This window comes from Methanolobus zinderi (assembly GCF_013388255.1).
In the GTDB taxonomy this organism is placed as follows: Archaea; Halobacteriota; Methanosarcinia; order Methanosarcinales; family Methanosarcinaceae; genus Methanolobus; species Methanolobus zinderi.
In genome coordinates this window covers 1,164,143-1,176,848 of record NZ_CP058215.1, presented here as the reverse complement: position 1 = coordinate 1,176,848, position 12,706 = coordinate 1,164,143, and the positions used below count along the sequence as shown (strand labels likewise).

General features: G+C 44.6%; 12 protein-coding genes. 7 read left to right on the top strand and 5 right to left on the bottom strand.

Features of this window, described 5'->3' with window-relative positions; all coding sequences use genetic code 11:
• Positions 1 to 96 precede the first annotated feature (96 nt).
• The 7 genes from HWN40_RS05795 to HWN40_RS05765 all read left to right on the top strand — a co-directional run bounded on the left by HWN40_RS05795 (position 97) and on the right by HWN40_RS05765 (position 6,768).
• Positions 97 to 681: a GTP-binding protein gene (locus tag HWN40_RS05795; RefSeq protein WP_176964847.1), complete on the top strand. Its 585-nt coding sequence runs from the start codon at positions 97 to 99 to the stop codon at positions 679 to 681.
• Between the two features lie 259 nt (positions 682 to 940).
• A complete protein-coding gene (locus HWN40_RS05790; RefSeq protein ID WP_176964846.1) occupies positions 941 to 2,239 on the top strand; it encodes an O-acetylhomoserine aminocarboxypropyltransferase/cysteine synthase family protein in 1,299 nt (432 codons plus the stop codon).
• Positions 2,236 to 3,708: a homoserine O-acetyltransferase MetX gene (gene metX, locus HWN40_RS05785; RefSeq protein ID WP_176964845.1), complete on the top strand. Its 1,473-nt coding sequence runs from the start codon at positions 2,236 to 2,238 to the stop codon at positions 3,706 to 3,708. Before HWN40_RS05790 ends, metX begins: the two co-directional genes overlap by 4 nt.
• 220 nt (positions 3,709 to 3,928) lie before the next feature.
• Positions 3,929 to 4,336, top strand: a complete 408-nt coding sequence (locus tag HWN40_RS05780) for a MarR family transcriptional regulator (RefSeq protein ID WP_176964844.1) — start codon at positions 3,929 to 3,931, stop codon at positions 4,334 to 4,336.
• Positions 4,337 to 4,340: 4 nt separating this feature from the next.
• Entirely contained in the window at positions 4,341 to 4,955 is a 615-nt protein-coding gene (locus tag HWN40_RS05775) for a 4Fe-4S binding protein (protein WP_176964843.1), read from the top strand.
• A gap of 157 nt (positions 4,956 to 5,112) precedes the next feature.
• A complete protein-coding gene (locus HWN40_RS05770; protein ID WP_176964842.1) occupies positions 5,113 to 6,234 on the top strand; it encodes a DUF8173 domain-containing protein in 1,122 nt (373 codons plus the stop codon).
• Between the two features lie 84 nt (positions 6,235 to 6,318).
• Positions 6,319 to 6,768, top strand: coding sequence for an SRPBCC domain-containing protein (locus HWN40_RS05765; RefSeq protein WP_176964841.1), 450 nt, complete (start codon positions 6,319 to 6,321; stop codon positions 6,766 to 6,768).
• On the opposite strand, the gene HWN40_RS05760 is transcribed toward HWN40_RS05765, so the two are convergent.
• From HWN40_RS05760 to HWN40_RS05740, 5 genes are all read right to left on the bottom strand, one after another.
• On the bottom strand, positions 6,759 to 7,856 hold the full coding sequence (locus HWN40_RS05760; protein ID WP_176964840.1) for a citrate/2-methylcitrate synthase: 1,098 nt from the start codon (positions 7,854 to 7,856) through the stop codon (positions 6,759 to 6,761). The two genes, HWN40_RS05765 and HWN40_RS05760, sit on opposite strands and share 10 nt — an antisense overlap.
• Before the next feature lie 165 nt (positions 7,857 to 8,021).
• Positions 8,022 to 10,802 carry an aconitate hydratase AcnA gene (gene acnA, locus HWN40_RS05755; RefSeq protein ID WP_176964839.1) on the bottom strand — a complete coding sequence of 927 codons (2,781 nt, stop codon included), beginning with the start codon at positions 10,800 to 10,802 and terminating at the stop codon, positions 8,022 to 8,024.
• 313 nt (positions 10,803 to 11,115) lie between these two features.
• The gene (locus HWN40_RS05750) at positions 11,116 to 11,424 is read right to left on the bottom strand and encodes a B12-binding domain-containing protein (protein WP_176964838.1); all 309 of its coding nucleotides are present in this window, start codon (positions 11,422 to 11,424) and stop codon (positions 11,116 to 11,118) included.
• Between the two features lie 68 nt (positions 11,425 to 11,492).
• Positions 11,493 to 11,861, bottom strand: a complete 369-nt coding sequence (locus tag HWN40_RS05745; protein WP_246276000.1) for a hypothetical protein — start codon at positions 11,859 to 11,861, stop codon at positions 11,493 to 11,495.
• 374 nt (positions 11,862 to 12,235) lie between these two features.
• Positions 12,236 to 12,631, bottom strand: a complete 396-nt coding sequence (locus tag HWN40_RS05740; protein ID WP_176964836.1) for a hypothetical protein — start codon at positions 12,629 to 12,631, stop codon at positions 12,236 to 12,238.
• Positions 12,632 to 12,706: the final 75 nt, after the last annotated feature.

Sequence of the window (12,706 nt, the reverse complement as noted above, 5' to 3'; positions counted from 1 at the left end):
GAACACATAATATATAATTATGTATATATAGATATTATCAAGTCGTTGACGGCAAAATAAATAAGGCATCCTGAAAAACTTAGATATGGGTTTATTATGCAAGTATCTGTAATTGGAGGAGCAACTGACAGTGGAAAGACTACAATTATACTCAGACTATGCAAGTACCTTCGTGACAGGGGAAAACATCCCGGCGTCATAATCCAGGAGAACGGTCAGGTTGACTATGATGAAAAGACACTGAACAGTCTCGGGATTGAAACAAAGGAAATCGACAGCGTCTGCATACCATGTTCGCTGGATACGGATATCAGGTCAAACCTCCTGAGCCTTAAAGAAGAATCAAAGCCAGATCTGGTCTTTATCGAGGCCGAAGAGACTGTGATCCCCCATAAGATAAGAGTCGATATCGAGCGGATGGAGCTTCCGGATGTAGACTTCCTCCCGGTTGTGGTTATCGTGAACGCAAGCGACTTTGAAACAGAAGAGGATCAGCTTACGGAATATGCCCGAAAGCAGCTTGACGGAGCGGAGATCATCTGTATCAATAAAATAGACATCGCAGACCGGAGTAAGATCAATAAGATCGAAGAGATGATCTCTAAAATGAATCCAAGGGCACGTATCATTCGTGTATCAGCACCCAGTGAAAAAGGAGAGCTGAAGAACCTCATTACCTGAAGATTCTATCAGATTGTGCAGTACTGATAATCCTTCTTTTTTCAGAAAAGCTTTTTTAATTTTTTCAATTGCTATTACTGCTGTATTTGTTCTTTTTCCAGAGTACTCAATCACCAATATTACTATTAGTTATTTATTCACAATTGTAATATGCAAAGATTTATATGTTTGTTGTTACTAGTATAGAGTGTAGCACTTAAGCAAGATCATTTCGTGATCCATAAATAATCACAGATCATTAACAAATAGAGGAAACATCATGGACGAAGAAAAATACGGATTTAACACCCTTGCCCTTCATGCAGGACAGATACCGGATCCTACAACGGGTTCGCGTGCAGTACCGATCTACCAGACAGCATCATACGCCTTTAAGGATTCAGACCATGCAGCCAACCTTTTCGGGCTGAAGGAATTCGGCAATATCTATACAAGGCTCATGAATCCCACCACAGATGTCCTTGAGAAAAGGGTTGCCGCCATTGAAGGTGGTACAGGAGCGTTAGCGGTTGCATCAGGAATGTCCGCAATAACCCTTGCCACACTTGGAGTCACAAATCTTGGTGATGAGATCGTTTCCGCAGACAACCTATATGGCGGGACCTACCAGTTGTTCAACAATACTTTCCCCGATCTTGGCAGGAAAGTCAGGTTCGTGGACTCAACAAAACCCGAGGAGTTCAGGGCTGCCATTAATGAAAAGACAAAGGCCATTTATACCGAGATCATCGGTAATCCAAAACTTGACGTTGCAAATCTGGAAGAGCTTGCAAAAATAGCCCATGAAGCAGGTATTCCGCTTATAGTGGACAATACCGTGGGTATTGGTATCACACGCCCAATTGATTTCGGTGCGGATATTGTTGTACTCTCAGCGACCAAATTCCTTGGAGGACATGGTACTTCAATCGGCGGCGTTATAGTTGATTCCGGGAACTTCAAATGGGATAACGGTAAGTTCCCACAGTTCACAGAACCGGACCCAGGTTATCATGGTCTCAAATACTGGAAGACCTTCGGGGATTTCCCTGAGCTTGGCAACATTGCCTTTATAATCAAGATGAGGGTTCACCTGCTCCGTGATCTCGGACCTGCACTGAGCCCCTTTAATGCCTTCCAGTTGATCCAGGGTCTTGAGACTCTGCCATTGAGAGTTGAGAGACATAGTAAGAATGCCCTTGAGGTCGCAAAGTTCCTCAATGAACATCCTCTTGTGGAATGGGTCAATTACCCCGGACTTGAGGATCATCCGAGTCATGAACTGGCCGGGAAATACTTGAACGGCAAATATGGCGCCATCCTGGGATTCGGAATCAAAGGAGGCATCGAGGCTGGCAAGAAATTCATCAATAATGTCAAGCTCCTCTCACACCTTGCAAATATCGGTGATGCAAAGACACTTGTTATCCATCCGGCATCCACCACCCATCAACAACTGACCGTTGAGGAAAGAAAGTCCACAGGAGTAACTGAGGACTTTATCAGAATGTCTGTAGGGCTCGAGGATGTCGAGGACATAATCGCAGATATCGACCAGGCATTGAAGGGGTCCCAATGAAACATGAGTCCGTTGGTACAGTAGAAACCCAATATTATAGCTTCCCTGACGACTTCCCGCTTGATAGCGGGAAGGTACTCAGGGATGTTACACTTGCATACGAGACCTACGGAAACCTGAATGCGGATAAAAGCAATGCCATTCTGGTCTGCCATGCACTTACAGGTGATGCCCATGCTGCCGGATGGCATCCGGGTGACAGGAAGCCCGGTTGGTGGGACACTCTTATCGGACCCGGCAAAGCACTTGATACACAAAAACACTTTATTATCTGCTCCAACATCCTTGGAGGATGCAAAGGCTCAACCGGTCCCTCTTCCATAAATCCTGAAACCGGAAAGCCCTATGGTCTTGATTTTCCAGTTATTACAATAGGAGATATTGTAAGGGCGCAAAAACAGCTCACCGAACACTTCGGCATCAAAAAGCTCTTTGCGGTGATCGGAGGCTCCATGGGAGGAGCGCAGGTACTCCAATGGACCACATCTTATCCTAAATCTGTAGCTAATGCCATCGCTATCGCAACTACAGCCCGATCTTCCCCGCAACAGATTGCCTTTAATGAGGTTGCCAGGATAGCCATCGTATCCGATCCCGAATGGAAGAGAGGAGATTACTATACCGATGATACTCCTGTACGAGGGCTTGCCCTTGCAAGAATGATCGGACATATCACCTACCTCAGTGATGACTCCATGCAGGAGAAATTCGGCAGAAAGCTCCAGAACAAGGAGAAGTATGACTTTAATATGGACTTTGATTTCGAAGTTGAGAGCTATCTCCATTATCAGGGACAATCATTCACCCAGAGGTTCGATGCCAACTCCTATCTTTACATCACCAAGGCACTGGACTATTTCGACCTGTCAAAGAATGGCTCTCTTAAGGAAGGGCTGAAGGATGTCGAAGCCAAATTCCTGGTAATTGCTGTCAGTTCCGACTGGCTGTATCCACCCTACCAGTCAAGGGAGATAGTGGCCGCATTAAGTTCAAGCAATAAGGAGGCCACCTACAGGGAAATCGAGTCGAACTACGGTCATGATGCTTTCCTGCTCGAATCCGGACATCTCAATTACCTGATAAGCAATTTCCTGTCTCATGTTGTTGTATCGGATATCATGAAGACCGAGATTATCTCCATCAGGGAAGGCCTGAGTATTGAGGAGACTGCAATTGTCATGTGCAAAGAAGGAATCACGCATCTTCCAGTAGTTTCCGATGGCGGCGTCCTCGCAGGCATCGTTACCTCATGGGACATTTCAAAGGCAGTGGCAATGAAATATAATTCCCTTGACAGGATAATGACAACTGATGTCATAACCGCAAGCCATCAGGAAAGTATTGAGAGTGCCGCAAAGAAAATGGAGGAACATAACATTTCCGCACTTCCTGTTGTAGATGATGACAGACGGATACTTGGTATTATAGGCAGCGATGAGATCAACAGGCTCATTGGCGGATACGCATGAAACGATAATTTTTGAAAAACAAGTGCACAGAGGCACTTCACCTTAGATAAATGATTTCGTTTCTGCCTTTGTACACTCAAGGCCTGTATTTATCCTGTTTTAATTTGTTTCATATATCTTTTTACGGTACTTCTGTTTTTTATCGATTCCAAGCAGTACTTGAAACCCTTTATATATACTGCTGATTTAATACAGTACTGTTGAAAAACAGAGGTGTCATATGATCGACTTTGCCTGCAAGGAATTTGAAATCGAAGCCGTAATTAAATGCGGCCTGAACCTTACAAAAGCCGATCTGCAGGTACTCAAGCATTTCCTGCAGTTCGGGCAGAACTGGCTCAATACAGAGCATATTGCCGAGGATCTGGGTCTTAATCTTTCCACGGTTCAGAGAAGTGTGAAGAAACTGTATGAGCGCAATATCCTCATTCGCTCCCAGAACAATATGGACGGTGGCGGATATTTCTTTGTCTACAAGATACGCAGCAAGAAGGAAATCCGCGAACTGATCATGGATATAGTCAACAGCTGGGTCAAGCGTGTGGACAGTGAATTGCAGGCATGGGCCGAAGAGACAAAAACAACAGATGAGCATCATAAAATAGCTGACACTTCTGATCAAAGGTGAAACAATGCTAAAAATCACTCCTTATCTTGGTATACTCGTTATAATAGTATCAGTCGCAGGACTGTGGTTCCCGCTGCTTGGATATTTCCTGCTTGTGGTATTTGCCGCACTCCTGATAAGCAGTATCTTCAGGGGAAGATGGTTCTGTGGAAATCTCTGCCCGAGAGGCAGTTTCAATGACTTCTGGGTAAGCAAGATCACAAGGAACAAAAAGATACCTGATTTCCTCAGAAGTCTGTGGATCAGGATCCCTCTCTTTGCACTGATGATGGGATTTATGGGATACAGACTTCTTCAGACCGAGGGTCTTGTTAACCAGATAGGCATGGTTTTCGTGATCATGTGTCTTATGACAACTTCCATCGCACTGCTTGCCGGTGTTAGTATCAGCCCCCGTACCTGGTGTACATTCTGTCCCATGGGAACGGTACAGAACCTTATCGGCGGCAGCAAATACCAGCTTCAGATGGATGAGTCAAAATGTGTAAGCTGTAAGAAGTGTGACAAATCATGTCCCATGCAGCTTGAGGTTCATACCAACGAGAAGAAACCTGACTGCATAAAGTGCGGAAGATGTGTGACAGCCTGTCCCACAAAGGCACTTGCTTTCGAGTCCTGAGTCCTTAAAGACTCAGGATCTTACATTTACTGCGTTATTTACACTATTTTCTATTTTGAGATGAGAATCAAGCTGATAATATCGGCGGATTGACTCGTATTTTTTCCTTTTCATAAAGATTTTAAATGATCAGAACAATCTATTAAAGGGGTAGGTAGTGGAAAATAACATGAGAAGAGCATTTGCTATCTTTTTATCATCCATATTCATACTGGCAGCTTTCAGCAGCCCTGCCACCGCCCTGACCACAAGAGTCGGAAATATCATAATAATAGATGATACCGTTGAGGATGACCTCTACCTTGCCGGCGACAATATAATCATTTCAGGTAATATTATGGGTAATGTGGTAGCCGCAGGCGGAAGAGTTGAGGTAAGAGGCAATATCACACGGGACCTTACTGTGATGGGTAGTGAGGTGATCATCACCGGGAGTGTTGGTGATGATATCCGGATTGCTACCGGTTCACTGGATATGGAAGGGGAAGTAAGAGATGACCTTATCCTAGCTTCCGGAGAGACTTTTTTGTCCAGCGGGTCAACAATCGGTGGAGATCTCTCCTTTACTTCAGGACAGATGCAAATGCTTGGCAGTGTTGACGGCGATATGATGGGGTCCGGAGGTGAGATCACCATTGGCGGACATATTGGAGGAAATGCAGACCTTGAAGCCAGTGAGCTTGGAATACTGCCCGCTGCAGCCATCGGAGGAAATCTCAGGTATATGGTCCCTGAAAGGATCACCATACCCGAGGGCACTGTCAACGGAGAAGTGGATTTTGTAGAAACCGGAAACAGAGATGAAGACAGTGGCAGCATAGGACTGTTTTCAGTGATCTGGTGGATTTTAAAATATATCGTGCTGACAATCCTGGCTCTTGTCGTGCTGGCAATCTGGCCCGGGAAAATGGAAAAGCTGGCCCGGGAAACAACAGTTTCCCCCGGAAAGAAATTCCTGATAGGTCTGGGACTGATCCTCGGTGCCTGGATAACCTCTGTGCTGCTCCTGATAACACTGGTCGGCATACCTATCGGAGTGCTGTTGCTTCTGTTTATAGTGGCAGTTATGTACTTTGCGAGAGTTATAACGGGACTCTGGATAGGTAAATATGTGTTCGCAAAGGTCGGATGGGATCAGAAACCATGGGCGGAACTCGTACTTGGAGTATTTATCCTGCTGTTGATCAGCGAGCTGCCGATAATCGGATGGCTGGTGTACCTTGTAGCCACTCTCATACCTCTGGGAAATTACTACTACGAACTGAAAAATACACTTTAAGTTTAAATACTAAATCGTCTATCTGAATGTCTAGTAAAAGTATGCAATTCCATTATCCCTTCTTTAAGGGAGGTCTATTTCTTAATGCAAAAGATATGCACTGATATTGAAATCAATGCCCCGGCCGATAAAGTGTGGCATATACTGACTGATTTTGAAAACCTGTCCAGCTGGAATCCTTTCATGATCGTCAAAAAAGGAAAGCTCGAAGAAGGAAAACGCCTGGAGGTAACATTAAGCATTCCCGGTTCCAGGCCTATGACCTTCAAGCCGATTGTCCTGAAAGTTGATCCTGTTAAAGAATTTCGCTGGTCCGGAAACATGTGGATAAGGGGCATCTTTGACGGGGAACATGTATTCAGAATTGAAAAACTGGATGAGCACAGGACACGTCTGATACAGTGTGAAAGATTTCGCGGGATACTTGCCCCACTGATACTTCACCTGATGAAAGAGAATATAGAAACAGGGTTTGAAAAAATGAACCGGTCCCTGAAAAATGTCAGTGAGAAAGTATCAAAGGCTCATACGTAATGTGCCCGCGGCCTGATAACACGGTTATCCATGTATTGCTCGAAGCAGTGAGCAGTCCAGCCTGATACCCTACCTATGGCAAACACCGAGGTCGCAAGTTCCAGTGGTATGTCCAGATACTTGTAGATCACACCTGAATAGAAATCCACATTCGGATACATTGGCCTGCCGCGCATTTCCAGGAACTCACGATACATGGCATGCTCCAGGCTCTCTGCGATCTCGTACCAGGTAGGATCACCTTTTTCATCTGCCAGCCTTCTTGCCATTTCTTTGAATATCCTGGACCGCGGATCACCTGTTCTGTATACCCTGTGTCCAAAACCCATTATCTTCTGTTTGCTGGCAAGTTTATGGAGTACATAGGCATTCGCATTTTCAGGATTACCTACTTCATCCAGCATTTCCATTACACCTTTTCTGGCGCCTCCGTGGAGAGGACCTTTCAGGGTGCACAGACCTGTGATTATGGCTGAATATACGTCCGCCAGAGTGGAAGCCGTAATCCTCAGTGCAAAAGTGGAAGGATTCAGTTCATGCTCGGCACTGATTATAAAGTCCTTTTCCATAGCCTCGGCTTCTATAGCCGAAGGAGCTTCACCCCTTAGCATATACAGGAAATTGGCCCCATGCGATAGATTATCGTCAGGAAGGTACGGAGTCTCACCTTTTTTGCACCTGTACAGAGCAGCTAACATGGTAGGTAGTTTTGCTATAAGCCGAATAGCCTTATTCTTGTTTGCCTCCAGCGAGTTATTATCATTCTCATGGTCCATCTGAGCTGTGCAGGATATAGCCGTTCTGAGAGAATCAAGCGCCTCCGTACCGTAGTTACAGACCCTCATGATATCGATCATCTCTCCGTTAATACGGCGTTCTGTCTTCAGTCTGAAAGAATAGGCAGCAAGCTCCTGGTCATTGGGAAGCATCCCGTTGACCAATAAATATGAAACAGAATCATAGGACATCTCTGCCAGCTGTTCTATGGCGAGTCCCCTGTATTTTAAAATGCCCTGCATACCGTCGATAAAGGATATACTTGTATCCAAAGCTACAATGCCTTCTAGTCCTTTTTTTGTCTCTTGCAAGTAAACGCCCCCCAGCGAAGGAAATCCATTTTGGTAAAATATCCCTTATATATCATTCGTCTTGCTGTATATATAGCTTGCTTAAGGATTATATAATAAAAAAGAAAAATAAAGTAATTTAAAACAAAAAAAATTAAAAAAAGTAATATGTAATTAAAAAGGGGTTTATTCCCCTCTTACCTTATCCCTGAGGAACTTGTGAAGGATACCACCGTTCCTATAGTACTCTATCTCAATTTCCGAGTTCAGGCAAACAATTGCCCTGAACTGAGTGGTCTTTCCTTCAGAATCTTTAGCAACTACGGTAAGTTCTCCATTGGGCTGAAGGTCTCCGATTCCCTTAATATCGAATGATTCCCTGCCTGTAAGACCAAGGCTCTGTATGTTCTCGCCATCTGCAAACTTCAGAGGCAATACACCCATTCCTACCAGGTTACTGCGATGGATCCTCTCAAATGACTCGGCAATGACAGCCTTTACACCCAGAAGCTGAGTACCCTTTGCGGCCCAGTCACGGGAGCTGCCCGTACCATATTCTTTTCCTGCAAGGATGATCAGAGGAATGTCATTCTCCATGTATTTCATTGCTGCAGGGTAGATATGCATCTCCTCACCGGTGGGAACGTATAATGTCCATGAACCCTCTTTTCCGGGGGCAAGCTGGTTCTGCAGGCGTACGTTTCCAAACGTACCCCTCATCATAACCTCGTGGTTACCACGTCTGGAGCCATATGAGTTGAAGTTCTTCTCGTCAACACCCTTTGAGAGCAGGTACTGGCCTGCCGGGTAATCGGTACGTATGGAACCTGCTGGTGATATATGATCGGTGGTGATACTATCGCCCACCATGACAAGGGTACGTGCGTTCTCTATGTCCTGAAGGTTCTCTGTTTCCATCGGGAAATCCTTGAAGAATGGCGGCTCCTGAATGTAGCTGGAATCTGCATCCCAGTCGTAGAGCAGGCCGGACGGTGCATCAAGTTCTCTCCAGAGTTCGGTTCCCTCGAAAACATTGGAATACTCATCTTCGAACATCTCAGGCCTTACAAAATCCTGTGTATACTTTTTGATATCCTCTCTTCCAGGCCATATGTCGGACAGATATACAGGCTGTCCGTTAGGATCGCATGCTATCGGCTCTGAGGTCAGGTCAATATCAACGGTTCCCGCCAGGGCGTATGCCACCACAAGCATGGGTGATGCAAGATAGTTCGCCTTTACATGCGGACTTATCCTGCCTTCAAAGTTCCTGTTACCGCTGAGCACGGCGGCAACTGTAAGGTCCTTATCCTCGATCTCCCTGGCGACGGCCTCTCTGAGAGGACCACTGTTACCGATACATGTCATACAGCCATAACCCACCAGATGGAAACCGAGGGCTTCCAGATATGGCATAAGGTCCGCTTCCTCGAGATAGTCTGTAATTACACGGGAGCCAGGTGCAAGGCTTGTCTTGACAAATGGTTTTACCTTCAGGCCTTTTTCAACGGCATTCTTTGCAAGCAGACCGGCACCCATCATAAGTGCTGGGTTTGAAGTATTGGTACAGGATGTGATAGATGCTATGACCACCGATCCATGAGTTACTTTTACGATATCGTCAGCGCATTTGACCTTTGCGATTCCTGTGTGATGAGGTTGTGTAGCTTCAGCGACACTGTAACCACCTTCTTCTAGCCATCTGCTGTAAGCTTCATCACCATTCATCGGCTTATTATTCTTTAACTCATAGACATCCTTCATTGTCTGATGGAAGACCCTGGACATATCCTGGATAGGAATACGGTCCTGTGGTCTCTTGGGTCCTGCAAGACAGGCGTCAACAGTTCCCATATCCAGTTCCAGCATTGAGCTGAAATTAGGTTCAGGGGCATCCTTTTCCAGGAACAGACCCTGCTGCTTGCAATACTCTCTGACAAGATCTACATGCTCTTTACTGCGGCCTGTCATGGTCATGTATTCCAGTGTGACCTCATCCACAGGACAGAATCCCATTGTAGCACCGTATTCAGGTGCCATGTTCGCAAGAACAGCCCTGTCTGCAAGGTCCAGGGTCCTGTAACCCGGACCGAAGAACTCTACAAACTTTCCGACAACTCCATGTTCCCTGAGCATCTGGACAACCCTCAGTACAAGGTCGGTGGAACTGACGCCTTCCTTGAGCTCTCCGGTGAGCTTGAATCCCACGACCTCAGGAACAGGCATGTAGTAGGGCTGGCCGAGCATGACAGCTTCTGCTTCAATGCCACCTACTCCCCATCCAAGTACACCGAGACCGTTTATCATCGTAGTGTGTGAGTCGGTCCCCACAAGCGTATCAGGATATGCGAGCAGTTCCGAGTCCTTTTCCACAAGGTGAACCAGAGGTGCGAGATACTCAAGGTTGACCTGGTGAATTATACCGCTTGCTGGCGGAACAACTCTCATGTTAGCAAAGGAGTTCTGTGCCCAGTGAAGGATCTCATAGCGTTCCTGGTTCCTGTGGAACTCATATTTCTCGTTACAGTTGCGTGCATAGGATGTTCCATAATAGTCAACCTGAACCGAGTGATCGATAACAAGGTCTGCAGGAATTACGGGGTTGATCTTCGAGGGGTCTCCGCCCAGTCTCTGCATTGCGGATCTGATCGCAGCTATATCGACTACGGCAGGGACACCTGTAAAGTCCTGAAGTATAACCCTTGAAGGTATGAATGGTATATCATCTGAAGGGACGGAATCCGGACTCCATCCTGCCAGGTTCTTCACATCATCCTCGGTGACAAGCTTTCCATCGATATTTCTCAGGAGGTCTTCCAGCAGTACCCTGATAGAAAAGGGGAGAGTTGATAATTTGACAAGACCAAGTTCTTCAAGCTTTTTTAACCGGTAAAGTGTGATCTTTTTACCGTCCATTTCAAAAATCTGTTTGGCCCCGAAGGGGTCATGACCGTGAGTGTCGTTCATTACTGTCACCTATAATAATTACATATCGTTAAAGTGGATTAAGGTTTAAACGCGTTGTGCTTACCTGAATGTGATTTGTTCAGACATATCAGCCGATAAAGCCAGCCGGTAATCTTTCCGGCGGCGGAGCTTCATTATAGACTTACTGTATATTATATATTTGCAAATGGGGCTGAGTAAATTCTAAAAACATATATACTTTGCTATGTTCGAATTGAGGTGAGAACAGTAAAAATAGACGAAATTAAGACCAAACAAAACTTTGAAGGAGGAGGGTTCTGCTTTCTGGCAGAACCCATAGATAGACATAATCTCAAATTCCAACGATCAGATTGCCGAACTGGCAAAAATCGCTGTCTGAGCTCACTATTGCAGGTTTGAGTGCGTTTATACCGGAATTGACTATATGTGATGCCTCGAGTACTCTTGATATCTGGGATTTGCCTTCCTCGAACAGGTCTCCCACGGACTTAAGTCCTTCAATGAATCCCTGTTCTATAAGGTCAACCGGATCCATACCTGCTTCAAGAGCTTCGTTTGCAATCCTTTCGACAGCACTTTCATCAAGATCGATCACAGCATGCCTCGCACTGTCAATGATCTCATCCTTGGTAAGAGTCATATTTTCACCTGTTACTCTGGTTTTCGTAATTTTTATCATGATTTCATAGATTTGTGATCATTACATTTTCAGACGATCCCGAGATCAAGCACAAGGGATCCTGCAATTGCAAGGATCGAGAATGCGAAGATCACGAGGTAATTCATGCGCTCCTTGGAAACTGAGAGACTCCACATGATGTATTCGAGCCCTTCGTAGTCCTTATCGCTCAGGGTTCTCCTTTCTTCAACTTTTTTAAGCAGCTCAAGGTTTCTCAGAACACCTACCCGGCGTGTTGCAATATGGTACCTGTGAGCAAAGAAGATAAGGTAACCCATGACACCCAGGTAGAAAAGAGCCTTTGCCATGATCCCGTTATAGTAGTCAGCAATGATTATCAATCTCAACAGGACTGCCGAGACCAGACCCAGCCAGAAATAGAACTGGATCTTCCTCATGCTGCATCCTCTGGGAACATTATTTATTAGATTCGATACGGATTCTGTCATAATATCTTTCTACCTGAAACTTATTCTGTCAATCGTTTGTTAGCTGTATATCCTGTACTTGTTCTGCATTGCGATAAACACAGAAGACAGAATCCCTTTACCGATATTATACTATAAAAAACTTTCTATATAGAGGGGCTTGCCTATAAAGTGCCTTAGTTTGTGGTCAAATAGCCTACTTTATAGTCAAGTAGCTTAGTTTATGGTTAAATTGGATATCGGAAACCCCTTTCCGACTATCGAGTGAATTAAAAATAATTTTGGTTGCAAAAATTGAAGTTACGACCTCATTGATGTTGCTGCAACTATGAATGAAGAAACTATTAATCAAGACCGCTATACAAAACATATTCTGCTAAAATTAAAAGCCCGAATGCTATTATTAAACTCGTCGATGTATTGTATGATGATGCGTAACCAACTGTTCCCATAATAGCTGTCAAACTGATCCAATATATTATTGTTCCAAGTAATTGCTTGTCAGCAAGAAAAGGATATCCGCTTAGGACAAAAACTATGTATAAAAGACTAAAAATGCACGGGAAACTGCCGATTATACAAGCGGCGATTTGGTTTTTCGAAAACCTACCATAGCCCAATGCAATTATAGGCAATAAAAAGATAATGAAATCAAATTTTAAAATGATTAAAAATAACAACAATGATAAAATCAATGACCTATATGTGTTTTTAAAATCAATTTCGGTAATGGATTTCATGATGTTCCTTTCTCCATCTTTAGCGTATTAAATTATACTTATTAGTATATTTAGATTATGATTTCAACTATTATC

Bases quoted from the DNA above. Each gene is read 5' to 3' on its own strand.
- metX (WP_176964845.1), top strand. From the start codon at position 2,236: ATGAAACATGAGTCCGTTGGTACAGTAGAAACCCAATATTATAGCTTC.
- HWN40_RS05775 (WP_176964843.1), top strand. From the start codon at position 4,341: ATGCTAAAAATCACTCCTTATCTTGGTATACTCGTTATAATAGTATCA.
- HWN40_RS05790 (WP_176964846.1), top strand. From the start codon at position 941: ATGGACGAAGAAAAATACGGATTTAACACCCTTGCCCTTCATGCAGGA.
- HWN40_RS05740 (WP_176964836.1), bottom strand. From the start codon at position 12,631: ATGAAATCCATTACCGAAATTGATTTTAAAAACACATATAGGTCATTG.
- HWN40_RS05765 (WP_176964841.1), top strand. From the start codon at position 6,319: ATGCAAAAGATATGCACTGATATTGAAATCAATGCCCCGGCCGATAAA.
- acnA (WP_176964839.1), bottom strand. From the start codon at position 10,802: ATGAACGACACTCACGGTCATGACCCCTTCGGGGCCAAACAGATTTTT.
- HWN40_RS05795 (WP_176964847.1), top strand. From the start codon at position 97: ATGCAAGTATCTGTAATTGGAGGAGCAACTGACAGTGGAAAGACTACA.
- HWN40_RS05745 (WP_246276000.1), bottom strand. From the start codon at position 11,861: ATGAGGAAGATCCAGTTCTATTTCTGGCTGGGTCTGGTCTCGGCAGTC.
- HWN40_RS05780 (WP_176964844.1), top strand. From the start codon at position 3,929: ATGATCGACTTTGCCTGCAAGGAATTTGAAATCGAAGCCGTAATTAAA.
- HWN40_RS05750 (WP_176964838.1), bottom strand. From the start codon at position 11,424: ATGACTCTTACCAAGGATGAGATCATTGACAGTGCGAGGCATGCTGTG.